Here is a 25020-nt window from a genome sequence, read left to right on the forward strand (position 1 = left end):
CGCGCGCGTCCCCGGCTCAGCCCTTACCGGCCGTCTTCGTCAGCTTCTCCATCTGGGCGGTGATCACCTCGTCCGGGGCCTCGCCCGCGTTCTTGTGTGCGACCGGGCTCTTCCACCCGAAGACGGCGACGTGGGGGCCGCTGCGCACCACCCGGTACCAGTGCGCCGTGCCGGACAGCTCCCGCTGGTAGGCGACCGCCTCGTCACCCGGCCCGGGGTCGGGGTCGGCGAGGGCGGTCACGGTCGGGTTCAGACCGGTGTCGTCCTCGTAGCCTGCGGGGCAGTTCTTCGCCGCCTCGCGGACGCGGGTGAGGAGTTCCTCGGCGTCGGCCGCCTTGTCGTAGGCGTACAGCGCGATCTCGGTCTCCTGTGTGTCCGTGTTCGGGCGGACGGAGCGGGCCGCCGCCGCGGCCGGTGCCGGTTCGGGTGAGCGCAGTCGGATGTCCTCGATGGGCTGGCAGACCGCCGGGGCGGCCGGTTCGCCCTTGCTTCCGAGGACGGTGCCCTGCTTGAAGACGGTGAAGGTGTGGTCGGGCAGGTCCGCCTCGGCGACCGCCGCACTCTCCAGACCGGCCGCGTCCAGCGGACCGCCGCCCGTCTTCCCCGCCGAGGTCCCCTTCTGCGAGCTCTCGGCCGCGCCACCACCGCCGCCGTCCCCGGACTCCTCGTCGCCGCCTCCGCAGCCGGCCAGCAGAGCCGCTGCCCCCAGCATCGCCACGGCCGCCGGGACCCGCCGCAGTCCGTCCATTCGCATGCTCACTCCTCAGACACCTGTGCCCGGCGCGTCGGCACCGAGTCACATCGGGGAAGACGGTGACGGAGAACAACGAGTGCGGCGTCAGCGGAAATACGTAAAACCTCTACGCATGGAGCGAGTTGAGGGGAGGGGCCGTTCCGTCGCGGCAGTCGTGCGGTGCGGGGTGCGGTCAGTCCAGATAACCGCGCAACTGATCCGCGAAGGCGTGGTCGCGGAGCTTGCCCAGCGTCTTGGACTCGATCTGCCGTATCCGCTCGCGGGTCACTCCGAAGAGGCGGCCTATCTCCTCCAGGGTGCGCGGGCGCCCGTCGACCAGGCCGTACCGGAGCTGCACCACCTTCCGCTCCCGCTCCCCCAGCGTCGACAGCACCGCCTCCAGATGCTCCCGCAGCAGCAGGAACGCCGCCGTCTCCACGGGACTCGCCGCGTCACCGTCCTCGATGAGGTCACCGAGCGCCACGTCCTCCTCCTCGCCCACCGGGGCGTGCAGGGAGACCGGCTCCTGCGCGAGCCGGAGCACCTCCCCCACCCGCTCGGCCGACAGGCCGAGGTGCGCGGCGACCTCCGCCGGCGTCGGCTCGTACCCCCGCTCCTGCAGCATCCGCCGCTGCACCCGCACCACCCGGTTGATGAGCTCCACCACGTGCACGGGCACGCGAATGGTCCGGGCCTGGTCGGCCAGCGCGCGCGACATGGCCTGCCGGATCCACCACGTGGCGTACGTGGAGAACTTGTACCCGCGCGCGTAGTCGAACTTCTCCACCGCGCGGATCAGTCCCAGGTTCCCCTCCTGGACCAGGTCCAGCATGGTCAGTCCCCGGCCCACGTACCGCTTGGCGACGGACACGACGAGCCGGAGGTTCGCCTCGATCAGCCGCCGTTTGGCCATCCGGCCCAGGACGACGAGCCGGTCCAGGTCGACGGCGAGCCGGCTGTCCAGATCGGGGGCCAGCCGCAGTTTCTCCTCGGCGAACAGCCCCGCCTCGACACGGCGGGCGAGTTCGACCTCCTCGGCGGCGGTCAGCAACGGGATGCGCCCGATCTCGCGCAGGTACTGCCGGAACAGGTCCGAGGAGGGGCCGCCGGTCTCGGGGCGGACGGGCGCGACCGGCTCGACGGGTTCGGCCGGCTCGGACGGTGTCTCGAGGGGGTGCGCGACGCGGCTGTGCGCGGGCACGGCGACGAGGACGTCGGCGTCGGGCTGGGTGAGGGTCCGGGTCTGCACGGGTGCGACCTCCAGGATGATCGCTGCCGGGGGGTGGGGCAGCGGTACTTCGGGAACGGAGTCGGCGGCCTCGCCGCTGTCCGTCCCGTACGCGATGAGCGGAACCGCGGATGTCCGGGACCCGTCGGTGACGGATCGGCCGCGCTCCGAGGACTCAGGCACCGAATCCAGTGTGGCGTACGACACATCGTCCCCACGAGGGGCGTGCGGTGACTTTTTGCGTCCGGCCGGTGACCGGACGGTTACCCGGGTCCGTCCCCGGCCGCCCTCACAGCGCGGCGGCGCCGTGCTCCCGCAGGGCCTGGTCGTACTGCTGGAGCACCCACAACTCGTTCTGCACGGCGGCCAGTTCGCTCGGGTCGCCGTGGGCGCTGAGGCGGGTGAGGCGGCTGGCGACGTCACGGATGCGGCGCTCGACCGCGCGGCGTCGGACGGTGACCAGCTGGGCGCCCGCGTAGGTCTCGTCGACCTCCTTGACCCCCCGGTGCAGCATGATCGCCTCGACGGCGAGCTCGGTGACCATGGCGCGGACGGTGTCGTCGGGGGCGGCCTCGCGGACCCGGATCAGGTACTCCTGCGGGTCCTGGGCGCCGTACTCCGCGCCGCCCGCGTCCAGGATCGCCTGGCGCACGGCCGCGTAGGGCGGGGCGGTGAACTCGTCGACGCCGTACGCGTCGAAAGCCGGGGAGACCAGCTCCGGGCGCTGGAGGGCGAGCTTGAGCAGTTCGCGCTCGGTGGCGAAGACCGGGTTGCGGAGGTTGAGGGCGGGGCCGCGCGGGGCCGGCCGGTCCGGGACGGAGGCGTACTGCTGGGGGCCGCCGCCGCGCTGCTGCCGGTCGGGGGCGGGGCCCTTGCCGCCGCGCTCACGGGCCCAGCGGGCCAGCTGCGCCACCCGCTTGACGACGAACTGGGTGTCGAGGATGCCGAGCATCCCGGCGAGCTGGACGGCGACCTCGTGCTGGGCGCCGCTGTTCTTGATCCGGGCGACGATCGGGGCGGCCTCGTCGAGGGCGGCGGCACGGCCGGCCGGGGTGTCCAGGTCGTAGCGGACCACGATCTGGCGGAGGGCGAACTCGAAGAGCGGGGTACGGGGTTCGACCAGGTCGGCGACGGCCTCGTCGCCCTTGGCGAGGCGCAGGTCGCAGGGGTCCATGCCGTCGGGGGCGATGGCGATGTAGGTCTCGGCGGCGAACTTCTGGTCGTCCTCGAAGGCGCGCAGGGCCGCCTTCTGGCCGGCCGCGTCGCCGTCGAAGGTGAAGATCACGCGCGCGCTGCCGTTGTCCATGAGCAGCCGGCGCAGGATCTTGATGTGGTCGCCGCCGAAGGCGGTGCCGCAGGTGGCGATGGCGGTCGTCACCCCGGCCAGGTGGCAGGCCATGACGTCGGTGTAGCCCTCGACGACGACCGCGCGGGAGGACTTCGCGATGTCCTTCTTCGCCAGGTCGATGCCGTAGAGGACCTGGGACTTCTTGTAGATCGCGGTCTCGGGGGTGTTGAGGTACTTCGGGCCGGTGTCCGCCTCGTACAGCTTGCGGGCGCCGAAGCCGACGACCTCCCCGCCGATGTCGCGGATGGGCCACATCAGCCGGCCGCGGAAGCGGTCGATGGGGCCGCGGCGGCCCTCCTGGGAGAGGCCGGAGAGGATCAGCTCCTTGTCGCTGAAGCCCTTGCCGCGCAGGAAACGGGTGAGGTGGTCCCAGCCCTGCGGGCTGTAGCCGACGCCGAAGTGGACGGCGGCGGCCTGGTCGAAGCCGCGGTCGGCGAGGAAGGCCCGGCCGGTGTCGGCCTCGGGGGAGGTCGCGAGCTGTTCCGCGTACCACTCGGCGGCGATCTTGTGGGCCTCGACCAGGCGGATGCGCTCGCCGCGCTGGTGGGAGGGGTTGTACCCGCCCTCCTCGTAGCGCAGGGTGATGCCGGCCTGTCCGGCGAGGCGCTCGACCGCCTCCGAGAAGGAGAGGTGGTCGATCTTCATCACGAACGTGATGGTGTCGCCGCCCTCCTGGCAGCCGAAGCAGTGGAAGAGTCCCTTGCTCGGGCTGACCTGGAAGGACGGCGACTTCTCGTCGTGGAAGGGACAGAGCCCCTTGAGGTTCCCGCCGCCCGCGTTCCGCAGCTGGAGGTACTCGGACACGACGGCGTCGATCGGGACCGCGTCCCGAACCGCCTTCACGTCCTCATCGTTGATCCGCCCAGCCACGCGTGAATTCTACGGGGCGGGCCCTGCACCCCGGGGACGCGACCAGCCGCGACGGCGCCGCACGCGCGGTGCGGCGCACCCGGCGGTCTTCTAGACGACAAGACTCTCCAGCGGCACGTGCGGATCCGCCAGCGCCTCCGTGTCCACCTGCGCACCGGAGCGGATCAGCCCCTGGATCGGCTCCGTGACGTCCCACACGTTCACGTTCATCCCCGCGAGCACCCGCCCCTCCCTCACCCAGAACGCGATGAACTCGCGCTTCCCCGCGTCGCCCCGGACGACCACCTGGTCGTAGGAGCCCGGCGGCGCCCATCCGGAGTACTCCATCCCCAGGTCGTACTGATCGGTGAAGAGGTAGGGCACGCGGTCGTAGATCTCCTCCCGGCCCAGCATGGAGCGGGCGGCCGCCGGCCCGCCGTTCAGCGCGTTGGCCCAGTGCTCCACCCGCAGCCGCGTGCCGAAGAGGGCGTGCGGGAAGGACGCGACGTCGCCGGCCGCGTAGATGTCCGGGTCGGAGGTGCGCAGCCGTTCGTCGACGAGGACGCCGCCGCCGTCCGCGCGGTCGGCGAGCTCCAGCCCCGCCGACTCCGCGAGCGAGGTGCGCGGGGCCGCGCCGATCGCCGCGAGGACGGCGTGCGCGGGGTGCTCCTCGCCGTCGTCGGTGCGGGCGGCGAGGACCATGCCGTCCTGGCCGGTGATCTCGGTGAGCGTGGCGCCGAAGTGGAAGCGCACCCCGTGGTCGCTGTGCAGCTCGGCGAAGAGCTGGCCGAGCTCGGGGCCGATGGCCGAGTGCAGCGGGGTCCGGCCGCGGTGGACGACGGTGACCTCCGCGCCGTACCCGCGGGCCGCCGCCGCGGTCTCCAGGCCGATCCAGCCGGCGCCGGCGATCACCAGATGGCCGTTGTCCCGGCCCAGGGAGGCCAGGACGCCCTTGAGGCGCTCGGCGTGGGCGAGGCGGCGCAGGTGGTGGACGCCCCCGAGGCCGGTGCCCGGGATGTCGAGACGGCGGGGCTCGGCGCCGGTGGCGAGCAGCAGCTTGTCGTAGCGGACGACGGTGCCGTCCTCGCCGAAGCGGACGGTCTTCGCGGCGCGGTCGACGGCGTCGACGGTCTGGCCGAGGTGCAGCTCGACGTCGTGGCGCGCGTACCAGGCCGGCTCGTGGACGAGGACGCTGTCGCGCCCGGCCTTGCCGAGGAGGTAGCCCTTGGAGAGGGGCGGACGCTCGTAGGGGTGGTCGCGTTCGTCGCAGATCAGTATCACGCGGCCGGTGAAGCCCTCCGCTCTCAGCGTCTCGGCCGCCTTGGCGCCGGCCAGGCCGCCTCCGACGATGACGAATGTCTGATCCGCGTCGACCACGTCGATGCCTCCTCTTGGGGGTGTCGCCACCTGCGAGCGTCCCGCACGCAGGGTGTTGCCGGAAGGGGGAGTGACCCGATCAGGCCATACGGCTCATGCCCGCCCGGTGAGCCGGGCGTGGAGCGAGCGGGCCGAGGCGTCCGTGAGCGACGCGATCTGGTCGACGATCACGCGCTTGCGGGCGCGGTCGTCCGGGGCCCGGTCGAACAGGGTGCGGAACTGGGGGTCCAGGCCGTCGGGGGCGCGGGAGGTGAGCGCCTCGGCCAGCTCCAGGACGACGATCCGCTGGTCGGCGCGGAGCAGCTCCTGCTCGGCGCGCTGCATGACGTACCGGTCGGCGACCGCCTTGAGGACCGCGCACTCCATGCGGATGCCGCGCGGTACGACCAGTTCGGCGCCGTACCGGGTGAGGCGCCCGCCGCCGTGGGCCCGGCGGGTGGCGCCTTCGGCGGCGAGGCAGAAGCGGCCGATGAGCTGGCTGGTGGCGTCCTTGAGGCGGGCCTGGGCGGAGGCGGTGCCGTCGTAGCCGTGCGGCCACCACTCCTGGTCGAGGAGGCGGTCGAGGGCCTCCGCGAGTTCGGCGGGGTCGGTGTCGGCGGGGACGTACCGGCCGACGGCGACGGCGAAGACGGCCTCCCGCTCCGGATCGGCGTGCAGGCAGTTGGGGTCGATGTGGCCGGCGTGCAGACCGTCCTCCACGTCGTGCACCGAGTAGGCCACGTCGTCGGCCCAGTCCATGACCTGGGCCTCGAAGCAGGTGCGGGTGCCGGGGGCGCCCTCGCGGACCCAGTCGAAGACGGGGCGGTCGTCCTCGTAGACGCCGAACTTCGGGGAGGCCGGGTCGGTGGGGTGGGCGCCGCGGGGCCAGGGGTACTTGGTGGCGGCGTCGAGGGCGGCGCGGGTGAGGTTGAGGCCGACGGAGCCTTCGGGGGTGAAGCGTTTGGGTTCGATGCGGGTGAGGAGGCGGAGCGACTGGGCGTTGCCCTCGAAGCCGCCGCAGTCCTCGGCGAACTCGTTCAGCGCCTGTTCGCCGTTGTGGCCGAAGGGCGGGTGGCCGAGGTCGTGGGAGAGGCAGGCGGCCTCCACCAGGTCGGGGTCGCAGCCGAGGGCGGCCCCGAGCTCGCGGCCGACCTGGGCGCATTCCAGGGAGTGGGTGAGGCGGGTGCGGGGGCTGGCGTCCCAGACCTGGCTGCGCTCCCCCGGGGTGACGACCTGCGTCTTGCCGGCGAGGCGGCGCAGGGCGGCGGAGTGCAGGACGCGGGCACGGTCGCGTTGGAAGGCGGTGCGGCCGGGGCGTTTGTCGGGTTCGGGGGCCCAGCGGGCGACTGACGTCGGGTCGTATGCCGGGGCGTGTGCGGCGGGGGGAGCGGTGCCTTCCATGCCATGACATTAAGGGGGAGGTGTGACAGCGGGGCGCCTTACGCGTCCGGTTCTCCTCGCCGTCCCTCCCCTTTCCCGGACCCCGGTCGCGCCCACGCGGCGGAGCCGCGGGCCGGCCCGCCGCCGGGCCCGCTCAGGAAGCCGACGCCAGCTGCAGGGGCGCGGTGGCGGGTGTCCGCAGGGCCTGGCCGTAGCGGTGGAGGAGGAGGCGGGCCATCGCCGGGTGGGTGCCGAGGGGGGCGGAGGCGATCCACGGCGCGGCCGCCGCGCACTCGGTGGCGAAGCGGCCGGGGGCCGTGAAGGAGGAGGCCACGGCCACGTGATGACGGCCTTGGGCGGCCAGGGACCGTACGGCCTCGGGGACCGTGGGGGCGGCGGCGGAGGCGTACGCGGGGACGACGGGGACGCCGAGGCGTTCGGCGAGCAGCCGCGCGGTACGGCCGGTGTCGATCCGCGACTCGGGGTCGCGGGAGCCGGCGGCGGCGAGCACGACGCCGCTCGCGCGGCGGGCCGCCGCGTCCGCCGGGGTGCGCCAGCCGGCCTCGGTGAGGCGGGCGTGCAGGGCGTCCACGAGGAGGGGATGCGGGCCGAGCGGGGCGGCCACGCGCGCGTGCAGCCGCGCCCCGGCGGCCGTCTCGGGGATGTCCCGCTTGACGTGGTGGCCCCGGCTGAGCAGCAACGGCACCAGGACGGCGGCCCTGGTGCCGTGCGCGTCCAGCCCGGCCAGGGTGTCGGGGAGCAGGGGCGCGTTCAGCTCGATGTGGCCCAGGTGCACGGGCAGGTCCGGCCGCAGCGCGCGGACGCGGTCCAGGAGCCGCCGTACGGTGCTCAGTGCGCGCGGGTCGCGGCTGCCGTGGGCCACGACGACGAGGGCGGGCCGGGTGTCGCGGTCGTTCATGGGGTACGCCGTCATGCACTGATCGTGGGTGCGGCACGTTGCCTTCCCGTTGCGCGGGCGTGACGGGCGTTTTCCAGCGGTTCACCATGTGGACGGCGGTGGGTGCGGGGCGGTTCGACCTGGCGTTTCACCTCGAACCGTGAAACCGGTCACAGTGCGTGAGGCGAACCGGAAGGCCCGGCGGTGCGTCTCCCCCGGTCGAGGACCTACCGGGAAGGACCCGTCCGATGCGCCGTTTCGGAGTCCGCCGTCCGCGTCTGCCGCGCACCCGTACGGGGTGGCGGCGGCTGGTGCGGACGGTGGTGGCGGTGTGCGTGCTGGCGCTGCTGCCGGCGACCTGGCTGCGCGTGACCACGGACGACCGGCTGCGCACCACCGCCGACGTGCCGCGCACCGACGTCGCCGTGGTCTTCGGCGCGGGGCTGTGGGACGGGGAGCCGTCGCCGTACCTCGCGCACCGGCTGGACGCGGCGGCGGAGCTGTACCGCGCGGGGCGGATCGAGGTGGTGCTGGTCACCGGCGACAACAGCCGCGAGGAGTACGACGAGCCGGACGCGATGCGCGCGTACCTGACGCGGCACGGCGTGCCCGACGCACGGATCGTCAGCGACTACGCGGGCTTCGACACCTGGGACTCCTGCGTCCGCGCGAAGAAGATCTTCGGGGTGGACCGCGCGGTGCTGATCAGCCAGGGCTTCCACATCCGCCGCGCGGTGGCCCTGTGCGAGGCGGCCGGCGTCACCTCGTACGGCGTCGGCGTGGACGACCGTCACGACGTGACCTGGTACTACGGGGGCGTCAGGGAGATCTTCGCGGCGGGCAAGGCGGCACTGGACGCCGCGTTCCGCCCGGACCCGCGCTTCCTCGGCCCGAGGGAGCCGGGGGTGGAGCGCGCGCTCGAGGAGGCGTCCGCGCGACGGACCGGATGACGCCTCACCGCGGGCCCCGGCCGGCGGGGAGGTCGCCGTACCCGGGGTGTAACAGCGGCCGGCGCGGTGCGTAACACCGGGGACGCAGCCTGGTCGTATGCGAGACACCGTGACGCCCACGCACTGCCCCTACTGCGCCCTGCAGTGCGGGATGAATCTGACGCCGGCCCCCGACGGGACCGTCGAGGTGAGTGAGCGCGCGGACTTCCCGGTGAACCGGGGGGCGCTGTGCGGGAAGGGGCGCACGGCGCCCGCCGTGCTGTCGTCGAGCGTGCGGCTGACCTCGCCGCTGGTGCGGTCCGAGGAGGGCGTGCTGGCGCCGGCCTCCTGGGAGGAGGCGCTGGAGCGGGTCGCCGGGGGGCTGGGGCGGACGCGTGCGGAGTACGGGGCGGACGCGGTCGGGGTGTTCGGCGGGGGCGGGCTGACCAACGAGAAGGCGTACAGCCTGGGGAAGTTCGCGCGGGTGGTGCTGGGGACCTCCCAGATCGACTACAACGGGCGGTTCTGCATGTCGTCGGCCGCGGCGGCGGGGGGCAGGGCGTTCGGTCTCGACCGGGGACTGCCGTTCCCGCTGGAGGACGTCCCGCGGACCGGGTGCGTGATCCTCGTCGGGTCGAACCCGGCGGAGACCATGCCGCCGTCGCTGCGGTACTTCACCGAGCTGCGGGAGAACGGCGGCACGCTGATCGTCGTCGACCCGCGCCGCACGAAGACCGCCGAGCAGGCCGATCTGCACCTGGCGCCGCGCCCCGGCACCGATCTCGCGCTGGCCCTGGGCCTGTTGCACCTGATCGTCGCCGAGGGGCGCACCGACGAGGCGTACATCCGGGAGCGCACCAGCGGCTGGGAGGAGACCCGGGCCGCCGCGATGGCGCACTGGCCGGAGTACGTGGAGCGCATCACCGGCGTGCCCGTGCCGCGACTGCGGGAGGCGGTACGGCTGTTCTGCGAGCCGGAGGCCGCGATGGTGCTCACCGCGCGCGGGCCCGAGCAGCAGTCCAAGGGCACGGACACGGTGGGCGCGTGGATCAACCTGTGCCTGGCGACGGGGCGGGCGGGCCGGCCGCTGTCCGGGTACGGGTGCCTGACCGGGCAGGGCAACGGGCAGGGCGGGCGCGAGCACGGCCAGAAGGCCGACCAGTTGCCCGGCTACCGCAAGCTCACCGACCCGGCGGCGCGGGCGCACGTCGCCGGGGTGTGGGGGGTGGACCCCGACGCGCTGCCGGGGCCGGGGCGCAGCGCGTACGAGCTGCTGGACGCGCTCGGCACGGACATCCGCTCGCTGCTGCTGATGGGCTCCAACCCGGTGGTGTCGGCGCCGCGCGCCGCGCACGTCGAGGAGCGGATCCGCTCGCTGGACTTCCTGGCGGTGTGCGACGTGGTGCTGTCGGAGACGGCCGCGCTCGCCGACGTCGTCCTGCCGGTGACGCAGTGGGCGGAGGAGACGGGGACGACGACGAACCTGGAGGGGAGGGTGCTGCTGCGGCGGCGCGCGATCACGCCGCCGGAGGGCGTCCGCAGCGACCTGGAGGTCATGCACGAGCTGGCCGCGCGGCTGGGCGGGGAGGGGAGCCCGGAGAAGAGGTTCCCGACCGATCCCGAGGAGGTCTTCGAGGAGCTGCGCCGGGCCAGCGCGGGCGGGCCCGCGGACTACTCGGGGATCACCTACCGCAGGCTGGCGGAGGAGAACGGCGTGTTCTGGCCGTGCCCGGCGCCCGAGGACCCGGCGAGCGGCGCCCACCCCGGCACCCCCCGGCTCTTCCTCGACCGGTTCGCCACCGAGGACGGGCGGGCGCGGTTCGCGCCGGTCTCGCACCGGGCGGTCGCCGAGGAGCCCGACGCCGAGTACCCCGTGCTGCTGACCACCGGGCGGGTCGTGGCGCAGTACCAGTCCGGCGCCCAGACCCGGCGCGTGGACGAGCTGAACGCCGCCGCGCCCGGCCCGTTCGTGGAGCTGCACCCCCGGCTCGCGGAGCGGCTCGGCGCGGCCGAGGGCGACCCGGTGGCCGTGGTGTCCCGGCGGGGGCGGGCGGTGGCGCCGGCCAGGATCACGACCGCGATCCGGCCGGACACGGTCTTCATGCCGTTCCACTGGGCCGGTGAGGGCCGCGCCAACACCCTCACCAACCCGGCCCTCGACCCGACCTCCCGCATGCCGGAGTTCAAGGTGTGCGCGGTCCGCGTGGAGGCCGTGCGCCCCGTGCGGGCCGCCGCCCCGCCCGCCGTGTCCCCCGCGTGAACGACGACGTCCTCGCCCGCCTCGCGCCGGCAGGCCCGCTGCTCCTCGTGGGTCCTCGTCCCGGAGGAGTCCGGGTCCGGCCCGCGCACGATCCTCGCGGACGCGCCGGTCACCCGATCACCCCCGTGCACCGCCCCCTTCGGGCGCTTTGCCGCGATCGGATCCGTGCAACCCGGTGACCTGCTGAAACGCGATGAAGAGGGCGGCCGTACGGGTACGTCCGACACCCGTTCGGCCCGCCTCCCGACGCTTCCTCGGGGAGCGGCGGCGGCCCGATGGCACTTACCTCGAAGGGGCAGGGACGCGTCCGACGGCGGCACACGGGATTGCCGCGGGCCGTGGCCCGCCCGAGGGAGCATCGATGCGACATACCGCCCGGCCGCTGACCGGCCTGACCGGCACCGCGCTCGCCGTGGCCGCCGCGGGGCTGCTCGCCGCGCCCGCGTACGCCGGGGGACCCGCCGGCCCGCCGGCCGGGAGCCTGGAGGTGTACCCGTCCTCGGTCGCACCCGGTTCGCACGTCACGGTGAACACCGCGGCGTGCGGTGACGACGGGACCGCGGCGGGCGACGCCACCGCCGTGGGGTCCGGCCGGTTCACACTGGCGCCGAGCGCGCACGAACGGGACGCGATCGGACAGTTCAGGGTGCCGCCGAGCGCGCAGCCGGGGACGTACGAAATCGTCGCGACGTGTGACGGGAGCAGCCGGCGGGTCGCCGGTGACCTGGTGGTCACGCTGACGCCCGAGGCGCTGCAGATGGTTCCCCGAGGAAGTGTGAAGACGGGGGTCGGGGGCGCTCTGGGCCCCGACCCCGTACAGACCGCGGCCGGTGTGACGGCTCTCGCCGTCGCCGCCGCGGGCGGTACCTGGCTCCTGCATCGCCGGGCGAGAGGCGACGGGATCTGACGGGCACCCTCCGCTGCCCGTCCGCCGGTACCGCACGTCCCCTCCCCCTCCGGGTCCGACGCCCCTCGCGGCCCGGAGGGGGTACGGGGCCCACTCGAGATGAGGTCAGTCCGTGATGCGCCGCAGGTTCCGCCGGACCGGGGGTCCGGTCAACACGGTGATAGCCGCCGTCACGGTGTGCGCGCTGTGTGCGGGGATGTGGCTGCTGCTCGACGGGACCGGGACGCAGGCGCCGCCGCAGCCGTCCGCCGCCCAGGCGCACACGGAGGACGACGACCGCAGCGCGGGCCGGAGCTCGGCCCCCGCCCTGCCGCCCTCCTCCCCCGACCGCGTCCGCATCCCCGCGATCGACGTGGACGCTCCCCTGATCGGCCTCGGCCTGACGAACACCGGCAACCTCGACGTCCCCCCGGCCGACCGCGAGAACCTGGCCGGCTGGTACCGGGCCGGCGCCACCCCCGGCGAGAGGGGCACCGCGATCGTCGCGGGCCACGTCGACAACGCCGACGGCCCCGCCGTCTTCTACTCCCTCGGCGCCCTGCGCAAGGGCAGCGCCATCGAGGTGGACCGCCGCGACGGCAGCGTCGCCGTGTTCACGGTGGACGCCGTCGAGGTGTACGACGCGCGGGACTTCCCCGACGGGAGGGTGTACGGCACGGCGCCCCGCCCCGAGCTGCGGGTCATCACCTGCGGCGGGGGCTACTCCCGGACCACCGGGTACCGGGGGAACGTCGTCGTGTACGCCCACCTGACCGGCAGCCGCTGAACCGGGGAACGCCGGTCAGGGACGGACCGCGAGCGCCGGGGGCCGCCGACGGCGATCGGCCGGCCGTCGCCCGCCCGGGCCGGCCGGCGCTCGGACGCTCAGGCCAGCCACTGCTCGTACGCCAGGTTCGCCACCAGCGCGAAGACCACCGTCAGCAGCACGACGCGGACGAAGCCGCTGCCCTTCCTCAGGGCCGTGTGCGCGCCGAGCATGCCGCCCGCCAGGTTGAACACCGCCATCAGCACCGCCAGCTGCCACAGCACCGCGCCCTGCCAGGCGAAGGTGGCGAGGGCCCCGGCGTTGGTGCAGCAGTTGACGATCTTGGCGGTGGCGGAGGCGGTGACCAGGTCGAGGTGGAGCAGGGCGGTGAGCGCCAGGACGAGGAACGTACCGGTGCCGGGGCCGATGAGGCCGTCGTAGAAGCCGATGCCGAGGCCGGCCAGGCCGATCGCGGCGAGGATCTGGCGGCGGGTCGCCGGGCCGGTGGCGGGGGCCGTGCCGAAGGCGGGGCGCAGGATCACGAAGGCGGCCACCGCGAGCAGCACCACCATGATCACCGGCTTGAGGACCTCGGTGCTCATCCCGGCCGCGAAGAACGCCCCGGCCGACGATCCGGCGAGGGCCGCCAGGCCGATGCGCACGGCGGTCCTCACGTCGACCGGCGCCTTGCGGGCGTACGTCACCGCCGCGCCCGTGGTGCCGACGATCGCGACCGCCTTGTTGGTGCCGAGCGCGTGCGCGGCGGGGGTGCCGGCGGGCAGGCCGAGCAGCAGGGCGGGCAGCAGCAGCAGCCCGCCGCCGCCGACCACGGCGTCGATCCAGCCGGCGGCGAGGGCGGCCAGACAGAGCAGGACGACCGTGGTCAGGGAGATGTCGGGCATGGCCGTGAGCCTAGGGACGGGATAGATGCTGCGTCCATCAAGATGAGCGTTTGTTGAGGTTGGCGCAGGAGCGGCGCGGAGCCGGCCTCCTCGCACACGCCCCGTCCGGGGCCCGGAACCCTCACATCCCCGCCCGCCTCCCGCTGAGGGCAGCGTTCCGCGCGGGAAACAGGGGTGATGCCACCGGGTAACACCCGCACCGCACGCTCAAGGGCATGACCTCGAACGAGCGTGTGGTGGTGATCGGCTCCGGCCTCGCGGGCGTACGGCTCGCCCGGCGGCTCGGCGAGCTCGGCACGCCCGTGACGCTGATCGGCGAGGAGGAGCACCGCCCGTACAACAGGGTGCTGCTCGCCGAGGTGCTGGCCGGACGCTACAGCCCCGAGGTGATCGCCCTGCCGGCGCCCGCGGAGCTGACCCGCGCCCGGGTCACCGGCATCGACCGCGCGGCACGCACCGTCACCTGCGCGGACGGGACGGTGACCGCATACGGCAGGCTGGTCCTGGCCACCGGCTCCAACCCCGTGCTCCCGCCGCTGCGCGGCCTGTTCACCGCCGGCCACGAGCTGCCCGAGGGCGTGCACGCGTTCCGCACCCTGGACGACTGCCTGGGCCTGGCCGGGGCGGTACGGCCCGGGGCGCGGACGGTGGTGATCGGCGGCGGGCTGCTCGGGGTCTCCGCGGCCCGCGCGCTCGCCGTGCGCGGCGCACAGGTCGTCCTCGCCCAGCAGTCCGAGCGGCTCATGGAGCGCCAGCTGGACCCGGCCGCCTCCCGGCTCGTCGAGCGGCACCTCACCGGCCTCGGCGTGGAGGTGCACACCGAGTGCCGGGTGCGGGACGTGCGCTGCGTCGGCGGCGCGGTCCGCTCGGTGGAGATGGCCGACGGCTACGCCCTCGACGCCGACCTCGTGGTCCTGGCCTGCGGGGTGCGCCCGCGCACCGGCCTCGCGCAGGCGGCGGGTCTCGAGGTCCGCAGGGGCGTCGTCGTCGACGACGAGCTGCGCACCTCCGACCCGTACGTCCACGCCGTCGGCGACTGCGTCCAGCACGCCGGCACGGTGTACGGGCTGGCCGCCCCGGCCCTCGAACAGGCCGACGCGCTCGCCGCGCTGCTCGCCGGGGACACCGGCGCCCGCTACACCGGCACCCGCTCCCTGACCCGGCTCACCCTCACCGGTCCTGACAACCCCTTCGACCTGGCCGCCTTCGGCGAGACCGAGGCGCTGCCGGGCGACGACGTCGTCCAGCTCGCCGACGCCACCCGGGGCACCTACCGCAAGGTCGTCGTCCGCGACGACCGCCTGGTCGGCGGGGTCCTCGTCGGCGAACTCGGCACCGTCGGCGCCCTCGCGCGCGCCTGGGAGGGAGCAGAGCCGCTCCCGTCCGCCGGCGGGCCCCTGCTCCACCTGCTCACCAACGATGGAGGCTCCTGATGACCGCCACCCCGGAGGCACCCCCCACGATCGTGCTCGTCGGCCACGGCATGGTCGGCCAGCGCTTCCTCGAGGCGCTCGCCGGGCGCGGCCTGACCGCCACGCACCGCGTGGTCGTGCTGTGCGAGGAGCCGCGCCCGGCGTACGACCGGGTCCAGCTCACCTCGTACTTCTCGGGGAGGACGCCCGAGGACCTGTCCCTGACGGACGCGGCGTTCATCGAGGAGCACGGCATCGAGCTGCACGTCGGCGACCCGGCGGAGACGGTCGACCGTGCGGCGCGCACGGTGACGGCCCGCTCCGGGCTGGTCGTCGGCTACGACGTCCTGGTCCTGGCCACCGGCTCCTACCCGTTCGTGCCGCCGGTGCCGAACAAGGACGCCGAGGGCTGTTTCGTCTACCGCACGATCGAGGACCTGCTCGCGATCGAGGAGTACGCGAAGAAGTCGACGACCGGCGCCGTGGTCGGCGGCGGCCTGCTCGGCCTGGAGGCGGCGGGCGCGCTCAAGGGTCTCGGACTCACCTCCCACATCGTGGAGTTCGCGCCCCGGCTGATGCCCGTCCAGGTCGACGAGGGCGGCGGCGCGGCGCTGCTGCGCACCATCGAGGAGATGGGCCTGTCCGTCCACACCGGCGTCGGCACACAGGAGATCGTGGTCGGCGAGGACGGCGCGGTCACCGGGATGAGGCTGTCGGACGGTTCCGAACTCGCCACCGACCTGGTGGTGTTCTCGGCCGGTGTCCGCCCCCGCGACCAGCTGGCCCGCGCCTCGGGCCTGACCGTCGGCGAGCGCGGCGGCATCGTGGTCGACGAGCAGTGCCGCACGGTCGCCGACCCGCGCGTGTTCGCGATCGGCGAGTGCGCGCTGGCCGCCGACGGCCGGGTGTACGGCCTGGTCGCGCCCGGTTACGAGCAGGCCGAGACGGCCGCCGCGACGATCGCCGAGGACGAGTCCGCGTTCACCGGCGCCGACCTGTCCACCAAGCTGAAGCTGCTCGGTGTGGACGTGGCGTCCTTCGGCGACGCGCACGGCACCACCGACGACTGCCTGGACGTCGTCTACTCCGACTCCCGCGCCGGCCTGTACAAGAAGCTGGTCGTCGGCCGGGACGGCACGCTGCTCGGCGGCATCCTGGTCGGCGACGCGGAGGCGTACGGCACGCTGAAGGCCTTCACCGGCTCCGTCCCGCCGGTCCCGCCCGAGTCGCTGGTGCTGCCGGCCGGCGCCGGGGCGCCCGCCCAGCTCGGCCCGTCGGCGCTGCCGGACGACGCGATCATCTGCTCCTGCAACAACGTCCGCAAGGGCACGATCCGCGAGGCGGTCACCGAGCACCGCTGCACCACCGTGCCCGAGGTGAAGAAGTGCACCAAGGCCGGCACGACGTGCGGCAGCTGCGTCAAGGTCCTCGGCCAGCTGATCAACGCCGAGCTGGAGGCGAGCGGCGTCGAGGTCGACAAGGGCCTGTGCGCCTGCTTCTCGCAGACCCGCGAGGAGCTGTACGAGATCGTCCTCACCCTGCGCGTCACCTCCTACCGGGAGCTGCTCGACCGGCACGGCCGCCAAGGCGCCCGGGGCGGTGACGGCTGCGAGGTCTGCAAGCCGGCGGTCGGCTCGATCATCGCCTCCCTCGCCCCGACGATCGGCGCCAGCACTCACGTCCTGGACGGCGAGCAGGCGGCGCTGCAGGACACCAACGACCACTTCCTGGCCAATCTGCAGAGGAACGGCTCGTACTCGGTCGTGCCCCGCATCCCCGGCGGTGAGATCGCCCCGGAGAAGCTGATCGTGATCGGCGAGATCGCCCGCGACTTCGGCCTCTACACGAAGATCACCGGCGGCCAGCGCATCGACATGTTCGGCGCGCGGGTGGAACAGCTGCCCGTCATCTGGGCCCGTCTGGTCGACGCCGGCTTCGAGTCCGGCCACGCCTACGGCAAGTCGCTGCGCACGGTGAAGTCCTGCGTCGGGCAGACCTGGTGCCGCTACGGGGTCCAGGACTCCGTCCGCATGGCGATCGACCTGGAGCTGCGCTACCGGGGCCTGCGCTCCCCCCACAAGCTCAAGTCCGCGGTCTCCGGATGCCAGCGCGAGTGCGCCGAGGCCCAGTCGAAGGACTTCGGCGTCATCGCCACGGCGAACGGCTGGAACCTCTACGTCGGCGGCAACGGCGGCGCCACCCCGCGCCACGCCGACCTGCTCGCGCAGGACCTCTCGGACGCCGAACTGATCCGCCTGGTCGACCGGTTCCTGATGTTCTACATCCGCACCGCCGACCGCCTGGAGCGCACCAGCGTGTGGCTGGACCGCATCCCCGGCGGCCTGGACCACGTACGGGACGTCGTCGTCCACGACTCGCTCGGCATCTGCGACGAACTGGAGGCGCTGATGGCCGCCCACGTCGCGCACTACCGCGACGAGTGGGCCGAGACCATCAACGACCCGGAGAAGCTGGCCCGCTTCGTGTCCTTCGTGAACGCCCCCGACACCCCCGACCCGGTGGTCGCCTTCGTCCCCGAGCGCGACCAGATGAAGCCCGACCTGCCGCTGCTGAACATCGGCCTGCGACCCGCCGACGAGATCCTGGAAGGAAGCGTCACGCGATGACCCTGGCACTCGAGACCACCGATCTGAAGGTCCGGCTCCGCCTCGCCGACGACTGGTTCACGGCCTGCGACCTGAGCGCGCTGCTCCCGGGCCGCGGAGTGGCCGTCCTCCTCCCCGACGGCCGCCAGGCCGCCCTCTTCGCCGACCGCACCGGCCGCCTCTACGCCATCGACAACCGCGACCCCTTCACCGGCGCGGCGGTCCTCTCCCGCGGCCTGACCGGCACCCACCGGGGCCGCCCCTTCGTCGCCTCCCCGCTCCTGAAGCAGCGCTTCGACCTGGAGTCGGGCCGGTGCCTGGACGACGAGGCGGTGCGGGTGACGGCGTACGAGGTGAAGGCGGCGTAACCGGCCGCGGCCTGCCGGGTCCGCAAGCGCCGCGACGACGCCCGCTGAGGCAGTACCGCGCGAAGACCGGCTCCCCGGCCTACAGGGACAGCAGCAGGGAGTCGGTCCTCCCCCGCCGGCGCCGCACGTGCCCGCGCCGCCCGGCGAGGACCGCCATCAGCGTCCACGCCACGAGCCCGCCGACCAGACCGTTCAGCCGCCCCGCGGCGTCCACCCTGTCCGCCTGCTCCATGGGCGCCGCGCCTTCCGGGTCGCGGAGGACGTCGAGCCGGTCCCCCACCTCCAGACCCGAGCCGTCACCGTTGTGGGTGAGCCGCTCCTCCAGTTCCTCCCCGTCCGCCGTGCGCAGCGTGAACCGGTGATTGTCGCCGCCCGTCTCGTCCGCGCTGTCCACCACGATCGTCACGCTCTCCCGCACCCCGCGCACCTCCAACGCCGCCTCGGGCGCGTACTGGACGGCTCCGACGAGGATGAACAGGCCCGGCACGAAGGACAGCAGGGCGATCCACCCCGCGCGATGAAGCAGCATCAGGAACAGGGCGAACGCGAGAAACAGCGGGACCCCCACGGCGATGGGCACCCACACCCACCGCAACGCCAGGTAGGACGCCCCCGCGGTGACGGCCGCGGCGGCCCACCCGAAGAGCACCGCCCCGACCGTGCGCCGGAACGACCGCCAGGGGTCGACGGCGTGTCCGCCCATGGCGCTCGACGGCCTGATGCCGCTCCTGCGTATCCGAAACGGCACCGCGTCCCCCGTGTTCCCCGCCGTAGCGGTCCGTAAGTCCCGGCGGAGGACACTACACACGCGAGAGGGCGGCACCCCCGCACGGGTGCCGCCCTCTCTTTCGTGGTCCGGAGCCGTCGCCGATCGGTGAGGGTGGTCGGGTGACAGACGACGGCTCCGGGGCTCGACTCGCCCCGTGAGGGCTAACGGTGGTCGCTGCCCGTGGAGGTGACGGCCGCGCGGCCGGCTTCCAGGCGGGCGACCGGGATGCGGAACGGGGAGCAGGAGACGTAGTCCAGGCCGACCCCGTGGAAGAAGTGGACCGACTCCGGGTCGCCGCCGTGCTCGCCGCAGACGCCGAGTTTCAGGTCGGGGCGGGTGGCGCGGCCGGCCTTCGCGGCGGCGGCGACCAGCGAGCCCACGCCGTCCTTGTCGATCGTCTCGAACGGCGACACCCCGAAGATGCCCTTCTCCAGGTAGGCCGTGAAGAAGGAGGCCTCCACGTCGTCGCGGGAGAAGCCCCACACCGTCTGGGTGAGGTCGTTGGTGCCGAAGGAGAAGAACTCCGCCGCCTCGGCGATCTGGCCGGCGGTCAGCGCGGCGCGCGGCAGTTCGATCATCGTGCCGATGGCGAGCTTCAGCCTGGTGCCGGTGGTCTGCTCGACCTCGGCGATGACCTGGTCGGCCTCCTCGCGGACGATCTCCAGCTCCTGGACCGTGCCGACCAGCGGGATCATGATCTCCGCGCGCGGGTCGCACTTGGCCGCCCGGCGCTCGGCCGCCGCCTCCGCGATGGCCCGCACCTGCATGGTGAACAGGCCCGGGATGACGAGGCCGAGACGGACGCCGCGCAGGCCCAGCATCGGGTTCTGCTCGTGCAGCCGGTGCACGGCCTGGAGCAGGCGCAGTTCGTTCTCGTGCGGCTCCTGCCGGGACTCGGCGAGGGCGACGCGGACCGACAGTTCGGTGATGTCGGGCAGGAACTCGTGCAGCGGCGGGTCGAGCAGGCGGATGGTGACCGGGAGGCCGTCCATCGCCTCGAAGAGCTCCACGAAGTCCCGCTTCTGGAGCGGGAGCAGGGCCTTGAGGGATTCCTCGCGCTCGGCCTCGGTGTCGGCCAGGATCAGGCGTTCGACCAGCTCGCGGCGGTCGCCGAGGAACATGTGCTCGGTGCGGCACAGGCCGATGCCCTGGGCGCCGAAGCGGCGGGCGCGCAGCGCGTCCTCGGCGTTGTCGGCGTTGGCCCGCACCCGCAGCCGGCGCTTGCGGTCGGCGAAGGCCATCATCCGGTGCACGGCCTCGACCAGTTCGTCGGCGTCGTCGGCGCCCGGGTGCATCCGACCCTCGAAGTACTCGACGACCGGGGAGGGGACGACCGGGACCTCGCCCAGGTAGACCTTGCCGGACGAGCCGTCGATGGAGACGACGTCGCCCTCCTCCACGACCCGCCCGCCGGGCACGGTCATCCGGCGGCGCTTGGTGTCGACCTCCAGCTCCTCCGCGCCGCAGACACAGGTCTTGCCCATGCCGCGCGCGACCACGGCCGCGTGGGAGGTCTTGCCGCCGCGCGAGGTGAGGATGCCCTCGGCGGCGATCATGCCGTCCAGGTCGTCGGGGTTGGTCTCGCGGCGGATCAGGATGACCTTCTCGCCGGAGCGGGACCACTTCACGGCGGTGTACGAGTCGAAGACCGCCTTGCCGACCGCCGCGCCCGGAGAGGCGGCGATGCCGCGGCCGACCTGCTCCACCCCTTCCCCGCCGCGGGCGTACTCGTCGTCGAAGCGGGGGAACATCAGCTGGGCGAGCTGGGCGCCGTTGACGCGGGTCAGCGCCTCGGCCTCGTCGATCAGGCCCTGGTCCACCAGCTGCGTGGCGATGCGGAAGGCGGCGCCCGCGGTGCGCTTGCCGACACGGGTCTGGAGCATCCAGAGCTGGCCGCGCTCGATGGTGAACTCGATGTCGCAGAGGTCCTTGTAGTGGTTCTCCAGGGTCTCCATGATCTGCATGAGCTGGTCGTACGACTTCTTGTCGATCGACTCCAGCTCGGCGAGCGGCACGGTGTTGCGGATGCCCGCGACCACGTCCTCGCCCTGCGCGTTCTGCAGGTAGTCGCCGTAGACGCCCTGGTGTCCGGAGGCGGGGTCGCGGGTGAAGGCGACGCCGGTGCCGGAGTCGGGGCCGAGGTTGCCGAAGACCATGGAGCAGACGTTGACGGCGGTGCCGAGGTCGTGCGGGATGCGCTCCTGGCGGCGGTAGAGCTTGGCGCGGTCGCCGTTCCAGGAGTCGAAGACGGCCTTGATGGCGAGGTCCATCTGCTCGCGCGGGTCCTGCGGGAAGTCCCGGCCGGTCTCGGCCTTGACGATCTTCTTGAACTTGGTGACGAGCTTCTTGAGGTCGGCGGCCTCCAGCTCGGTGTCGACGGTGACCTTCCTGGCCGCCTTCGCCGCGTCCAGCGCGTCCTCGAACAGCTCGCCGTCGACGCCGAGGACGGTCTTGCCGAACATCTGGATGAGGCGCCGGTAGGAGTCCCACGCGAACCGCTCGTCGCCGGCCTGCCGGGCGAGGCCCTGCACGGACTTGTCGGAGAGACCGATGTTGAGGACGGTGTCCATCATGCCCGGCATGGAGAACTTGGCCCCGGAGCGGACCGACACGAGGAGGGGGTCGTCGGCCTGGCCGAGCTTCTTGCCCATGGTCGCCTCGAGGGCGTCGAGGTGCGCACTCACCTCGTCACGCAGTGCCGCCGGCTCCTCGCCGCTGTCGAGGTAGGTCTTGCAGGCCTCGGTGGTGATGGTGAAGCCGGGCGGGACGGGAAGGCCCAGGTTGGTCATCTCGGCGAGGTTGGCGCCCTTGCCGCCGAGCAGGTCCTTCAGGTCCTTGTTGCCCTCGGTGAAGTCGTAAACGAACTTCGCTGCGTGGGGATCTTTGTTTTCCGACACGGGTCTCGACTCCTCGAGGACGCGGTGGCTGCCCTGACGTCGAGGAATGTACCCAGATCAAAGGCTTCTGGGTACGTCCACTTGTGCGTCATGCGCCTGTAACCACTCCTCCGCCAGCGGATCGAAAGTCAAAGCGCGGCAAGCCGGAGTGGCCGAATGTTTTCACCTCTTGAACGCACGACCCTTCTCCCCCCTCCTCCAGTCGCTCATGTGAGCGACAATCGCCACGTCTGATTTCGCTCGATGAACGATCGGGGGATGGCACTGAGTGCCGTCCTTTGAGAAGTGCAGCCGCCCATGATCCGCTCATCTGAGCGGAACCCTTATCAAGGGTGGCGAGAATCACGCTGCCACAGTGAGCCGGATTCCACCATGCGGACCGGATGAACGGACCGTCCCCACCGCTCGTACGGAACGGCGGCGGACCCGGACCCCCACGCCGGGTCCGCCTCCCACTGGGCTCGGTACCGAAGGGACCTCCGGGTTGCCTGTCTTCACACACCTGCGCGACGCGCGCGACGCGCACCCCGTCGCCGCCCTCGTCCTGCGCCGGACGCTGCACGTCCTCGCCGCCGCCCTCGTGGTCGGCGCCCTGCTGCTGCCGAACACCGCCCTGGGGCTGCGGCCCGACCGGTTCGCGCGGATACCGGCGGAGGCGATCGCCGGGGCCGTCCTGCTGCTCGCCCTGCCCCGCCGGCCGCGGATCGCCGTGGCGGCGCTGTACGGGGCGTGCGTCGGCGTCCTGACCGTGCTGAACCTGCTGGACATCGGGTTCACCGAATACCTGGGCCGCGGCTTCGACGTCGTACTCGACTGGGGGCTGCTCGACGACGCCCAGAGCTACGTCGCGGACTCGATGGGCTCCGCGACCGCGACCGCCGCCGCCGTCGGCGCGGTCGTCCTCGTCCTGCTCCTCGTGGCCGTGATGGCGCTGGCCACCGTCCGGCTCGGCAACCTGCTGGCCCGGCACCGCGTCCACGCCACCCCGGGCGCGCTGATCGCGGGGACGGTGTGGGTCGCCTGCGCGGCGCTCGGGGTCCAGGTCTCCGGCGCGCCGGTCGCCTCCGGCCCCGCCGTGGACGCCCTGACGGGGCAGACGCGGCGCGTGGTGGACACCCTGCGCGACGAGGCGGCGTTCGCGAAGGAGGCGCGGACGGACGCCTTCGGCGCCACTCCCCCCGGCCGGCTCGTCCCGGACCTGCGCGGCAAGGACGTCGTCCTCGCCTTCATCGAGAGCTACGGCCGTACCGCCCTCGAGAACCCGCTGATCGCCCCCGGCGTCGTCCACACCCTCGACACCCGCGCCGCCGCGCTCACGAAGGCCGGCTACCACGCCCGCAGCGGCTGGCTCACCTCGGCGACGTACGGCGGCAACAGCTGGCTCGGCCACTCCACCACCCTGTCCGGCCTGTGGATCGACAACCAGCAGCGCTACCGCACCGTCACCTCCGGCGACCACCTCACCCTCACCAAGGCGTTCCGCAAGACCGGCGCCTGGGACACCGTCGGGGTCATGCCGGGCGTGCAGAAGGCCTGGCCGGAGGCGGAGTGGCACGGCCTCGACAAGGTCTACGACGCCTTCGACCTCGGCTACGAGGGGCCGAAGTTCAGCTGGTCGACCATGCCGGACCAGTACGCCCTGGAGGCCTTCCAGCGGCTGGAGCACGGCCGCGAGCGCGACCGGCCGTTGATGGCGGAGGTCATCCTCACCTCCAGCCACCAGCCCTGGGCGCCGATCCCGGAACTGGTCGGCTGGGACGAGCTCGGCGACGGCTCGGTCTTCGACGCCATCGAGAAGGCGGGCAGGAAGACGTCCGACGTCATGGCCGACTCCACCGCGTCCCGGCGGGAGTACGGCAGGTCGATCGAGTACTCGCTCACCAGCCTCACCCAGTGGCTGGAGCGCTACGGCACCGACGACACCGTCCTCGTCTTCCTCGGCGACCACCAGCCCATCAGCCGCGTCAGCGGCAGGAACGCGGGCCGGGACGTGCCGGTGTCGGTCGTCGCCAAGGACCCGGAGGTGCTGGAGAAGATCGACGCCTGGAACTGGACGGAGGGCCTCCGCCCGGCGCGGGACGCGCCCGTGTGGAGGATGAGCGCGTTCCGCGACCGCTTCCTGACGGCCTACGGCTCCGTCCCGCACCCCACCGAGGACTGATCAGCCGCCGGAGGTGTCCAGTTCCGCCTCCTCGCCGACGCCCGCGCAGTCGTACGGGTCCTTCAGCCAGCCGTCCGGCAGCACCACCCGGTTGTTGCCGGACGTGCGGCCGCGGGGCCCGTCGGCGCCGACCGGCCAGGGCTGGTCGAGGTCCAGTTCGTCGAGCCCGGCCCGCAGCTCCTGAAGCGAGGAGGTGATCGCGAGCCGCCCCCGCATCGCGGAGCCGACCGCGAAGCCCTTCAGGTACCAGGCCACGTGCTTGCGGAAGTCGATCACCCCGCGCGACTCGTCGCCGATCCACTCCCCCAGCAGGGTGGCGTGCCGGACCATGACGTCGGCGACCTCGCGCAGGGTGGGCCGCACATAGGCGTCCGTCCGCCCCTCGAAGGCCGCGACCAGGTCCGCGAACAGCCACGGCCGGCCCAGACAGCCCCGGCCCACGACCACCCCGTCGCAGCCGGTCTCGCGCACCATCCGCAGCGCGTCCCGGGCCGACCAGATGTCGCCGTTGCCGAGCACCGGGATCTCCGGGACGTGCTCCTTCAGCCGGGCGATGGCGTCCCAGTCGGCGGTGCCGCCGTAGTGCTGGGCGGCGGTGCGGCCGTGCAGCGCGATGGCCCTCACGCCCTCCTCCACCGCGATCCGGCCGGCGTCCAGGTAGGTCAGGTGGTCGTCGTCGATGCCCTTGCGCATCTTCATCGTCACCGGCAGGTCCCCGGCCCCGCCGACCGCCTCGCGCAGGATGGCGCGCAGCAGGTTCCGCTTGTACGGGAGGGCCGAGCCGCCGCCCTTGCGGGTCACCTTGGGGACCGGGCAGCCGAAGTTGAGGTCGATGTGGTCGGCGAGGTCCTCCTCCGCGATCATGCGGACGGCCTTGCCGACGGTCGCCGGGTCGACGCCGTACAGCTGGATGGAGCGCGGCTTCTCGCTCGCGTCGAACCTGATCAGCTGCATGGTCTTGTCGTTGCGTTCGACCAGCGCCCGGGTGGTGATCATCTCGCTGACGAACAGGCCCTTGCCGCCGCTGAACTCCCGGCACAGGGTGCGGAAGGGCGCGTTGGTGATCCCGGCCATGGGAGCGAGCACGACGGGCGGCAGGACCGCGTGCGGGCCGATGCGCAGGGTCGTGTTCGGGGCCGCGTTCAGGGTGGGCGTGGGCGTGGACATTCCCCCATTGTCCCGCATGCCGAGGGGCACCCGGTACGTCGGTGCACGAAGAACGTGTAACGGTCATTAGTTAACCGCACTATCGAAATGCGCGTACGATGGCGC

The 25020-nt window shown here is 73.2% G+C and carries 18 protein-coding genes; 8 read left to right on the forward strand and 10 right to left on the reverse strand.

Annotated features, from left to right (window positions below):
• Positions 1-16 precede the first annotated feature (16 nt).
• From ACZ8ZB_RS11060 to ACZ8ZB_RS11085, 6 genes are all read right to left on the reverse strand, one after another.
• Entirely contained in the window at positions 17-754 is a 738-nt protein-coding gene (locus ACZ8ZB_RS11060) for a hypothetical protein (RefSeq protein WP_470737535.1), read from the reverse strand.
• 172 nt (positions 755-926) lie between these two features.
• Positions 927-2144, reverse strand: coding sequence for an RNA polymerase sigma factor (locus tag ACZ8ZB_RS11065; protein ID WP_470737536.1), 1218 nt, complete (start codon positions 2142-2144; stop codon positions 927-929).
• Positions 2145-2250: 106 nt separating this feature from the next.
• A complete protein-coding gene (gene dnaG, locus ACZ8ZB_RS11070) occupies positions 2251-4179 on the reverse strand; it encodes a DNA primase (RefSeq protein WP_470737537.1) in 1929 nt (642 codons plus the stop codon).
• A gap of 90 nt (positions 4180-4269) precedes the next feature.
• Entirely contained in the window at positions 4270-5535 is a 1266-nt protein-coding gene (locus ACZ8ZB_RS11075; protein ID WP_470737538.1) for an NAD(P)/FAD-dependent oxidoreductase, read from the reverse strand.
• A 93-nt stretch (positions 5536-5628) separates the two neighbouring features.
• Entirely contained in the window at positions 5629-6915 is a 1287-nt protein-coding gene (locus tag ACZ8ZB_RS11080; RefSeq protein WP_470737539.1) for a deoxyguanosinetriphosphate triphosphohydrolase, read from the reverse strand.
• 133 nt (positions 6916-7048) lie between these two features.
• Positions 7049-7828 (reverse strand): sirohydrochlorin chelatase, encoded by a 780-nt coding sequence (locus tag ACZ8ZB_RS11085; protein WP_470737540.1) that lies wholly within the window; start codon positions 7826-7828, stop codon positions 7049-7051.
• Between the two features lie 212 nt (positions 7829-8040).
• Between ACZ8ZB_RS11085 and ACZ8ZB_RS11090 the strand changes: the two genes are divergently transcribed.
• The 4 genes from ACZ8ZB_RS11090 (at position 8041) to ACZ8ZB_RS11105 (ending at position 12654) form a co-directional block, all read left to right on the forward strand.
• Positions 8041-8742 carry a SanA/YdcF family protein gene (locus ACZ8ZB_RS11090; protein ID WP_470737541.1) on the forward strand — a complete coding sequence of 234 codons (702 nt, stop codon included), beginning with the start codon at positions 8041-8043 and terminating at the stop codon, positions 8740-8742.
• Between the two features lie 97 nt (positions 8743-8839).
• Entirely contained in the window at positions 8840-10981 is a 2142-nt protein-coding gene (locus ACZ8ZB_RS11095; protein ID WP_470737542.1) for a molybdopterin oxidoreductase family protein, read from the forward strand.
• Positions 10982-11342: 361 nt separating this feature from the next.
• Positions 11343-11888, forward strand: coding sequence for a hypothetical protein (locus ACZ8ZB_RS11100; RefSeq protein ID WP_470737543.1), 546 nt, complete (start codon positions 11343-11345; stop codon positions 11886-11888).
• A 115-nt stretch (positions 11889-12003) separates the two neighbouring features.
• Entirely contained in the window at positions 12004-12654 is a 651-nt protein-coding gene (locus ACZ8ZB_RS11105; protein ID WP_470737544.1) for a class F sortase, read from the forward strand.
• Positions 12655-12752: 98 nt separating this feature from the next.
• Here ACZ8ZB_RS11105 and ACZ8ZB_RS11110 read toward each other — a convergent pair whose 3' ends face one another.
• Positions 12753-13535: a sulfite exporter TauE/SafE family protein gene (locus tag ACZ8ZB_RS11110; protein WP_470737545.1), complete on the reverse strand. Its 783-nt coding sequence runs from the start codon at positions 13533-13535 to the stop codon at positions 12753-12755.
• 215 nt (positions 13536-13750) lie between these two features.
• On the opposite strand from ACZ8ZB_RS11110, the gene ACZ8ZB_RS11115 reads away from it, so the two are divergent.
• From ACZ8ZB_RS11115 to nirD, 3 genes are read left to right on the forward strand one after another with little or no spacing between them, the layout of a single operon-like run.
• Entirely contained in the window at positions 13751-14968 is a 1218-nt protein-coding gene (locus tag ACZ8ZB_RS11115) for an NAD(P)/FAD-dependent oxidoreductase (protein WP_470737546.1), read from the forward strand.
• A complete protein-coding gene (gene nirB, locus ACZ8ZB_RS11120) occupies positions 14968-17574 on the forward strand; it encodes a nitrite reductase large subunit NirB (RefSeq protein WP_470737547.1) in 2607 nt (868 codons plus the stop codon). The genes ACZ8ZB_RS11115 and nirB overlap by 1 nt, the downstream gene beginning before the upstream one ends.
• On the forward strand, positions 17571-17921 hold the full coding sequence (nirD, locus tag ACZ8ZB_RS11125; RefSeq protein WP_470737548.1) for a nitrite reductase small subunit NirD: 351 nt from the start codon (positions 17571-17573) through the stop codon (positions 17919-17921). The genes nirB and nirD overlap by 4 nt, the downstream gene beginning before the upstream one ends.
• A gap of 79 nt (positions 17922-18000) precedes the next feature.
• On the opposite strand, the gene ACZ8ZB_RS11130 is transcribed toward nirD, so the two are convergent.
• Together ACZ8ZB_RS11130 and ppdK are read right to left on the reverse strand one after the other, a co-directional pair.
• Positions 18001-18624: a hypothetical protein gene (locus ACZ8ZB_RS11130; RefSeq protein WP_470737549.1), complete on the reverse strand. Its 624-nt coding sequence runs from the start codon at positions 18622-18624 to the stop codon at positions 18001-18003.
• 227 nt (positions 18625-18851) lie between these two features.
• Complete coding sequence (gene ppdK, locus ACZ8ZB_RS11135; protein WP_470737550.1) at positions 18852-21587, reverse strand: pyruvate, phosphate dikinase; 2736 nt, start codon at positions 21585-21587, stop codon at positions 18852-18854.
• A gap of 484 nt (positions 21588-22071) precedes the next feature.
• Between ppdK and ACZ8ZB_RS11140 the strand changes: the two genes are divergently transcribed.
• The gene (locus ACZ8ZB_RS11140; RefSeq protein WP_470737551.1) at positions 22072-23748 is read left to right on the forward strand and encodes an alkaline phosphatase family protein; all 1677 of its coding nucleotides are present in this window, start codon (positions 22072-22074) and stop codon (positions 23746-23748) included.
• On the opposite strand, the gene dusB is transcribed toward ACZ8ZB_RS11140, so the two are convergent.
• Entirely contained in the window at positions 23749-24933 is a 1185-nt protein-coding gene (gene dusB, locus ACZ8ZB_RS11145) for a tRNA dihydrouridine synthase DusB (protein WP_470737552.1), read from the reverse strand. It abuts the gene before it with no gap.
• Positions 24934-25020: the final 87 nt, after the last annotated feature.

Source organism: Streptomyces sp. 12E (assembly GCF_055633275.1).

What these genes read in the sequence shown, in the direction of transcription:
- dusB (WP_470737552.1), bottom strand. Translation starts at nt 24,933, where the DNA reads ATGCGGGACAATGGGGGAATGTCCACGCCCACGCCCACCCTGAACGCG.
- nirD (WP_470737548.1), top strand. Translation starts at nt 17,571, where the DNA reads ATGACCCTGGCACTCGAGACCACCGATCTGAAGGTCCGGCTCCGCCTC.
- ACZ8ZB_RS11100 (WP_470737543.1), top strand. Translation starts at nt 11,343, where the DNA reads ATGCGACATACCGCCCGGCCGCTGACCGGCCTGACCGGCACCGCGCTC.
- ACZ8ZB_RS11060 (WP_470737535.1), bottom strand. Translation starts at nt 754, where the DNA reads ATGCGAATGGACGGACTGCGGCGGGTCCCGGCGGCCGTGGCGATGCTG.
- ACZ8ZB_RS11080 (WP_470737539.1), bottom strand. Translation starts at nt 6,915, where the DNA reads ATGGAAGGCACCGCTCCCCCCGCCGCACACGCCCCGGCATACGACCCG.
- ACZ8ZB_RS11110 (WP_470737545.1), bottom strand. Translation starts at nt 13,535, where the DNA reads ATGCCCGACATCTCCCTGACCACGGTCGTCCTGCTCTGTCTGGCCGCC.
- ACZ8ZB_RS11095 (WP_470737542.1), top strand. Translation starts at nt 8,840, where the DNA reads ATGCGAGACACCGTGACGCCCACGCACTGCCCCTACTGCGCCCTGCAG.
- ACZ8ZB_RS11085 (WP_470737540.1), bottom strand. Translation starts at nt 7,828, where the DNA reads ATGACGGCGTACCCCATGAACGACCGCGACACCCGGCCCGCCCTCGTC.
- ACZ8ZB_RS11115 (WP_470737546.1), top strand. Translation starts at nt 13,751, where the DNA reads ATGACCTCGAACGAGCGTGTGGTGGTGATCGGCTCCGGCCTCGCGGGC.
- ACZ8ZB_RS11130 (WP_470737549.1), bottom strand. Translation starts at nt 18,624, where the DNA reads ATGGGCGGACACGCCGTCGACCCCTGGCGGTCGTTCCGGCGCACGGTC.
- ACZ8ZB_RS11105 (WP_470737544.1), top strand. Translation starts at nt 12,004, where the DNA reads ATGCGCCGCAGGTTCCGCCGGACCGGGGGTCCGGTCAACACGGTGATA.
- nirB (WP_470737547.1), top strand. Translation starts at nt 14,968, where the DNA reads ATGACCGCCACCCCGGAGGCACCCCCCACGATCGTGCTCGTCGGCCAC.
- ACZ8ZB_RS11090 (WP_470737541.1), top strand. Translation starts at nt 8,041, where the DNA reads ATGCGCCGTTTCGGAGTCCGCCGTCCGCGTCTGCCGCGCACCCGTACG.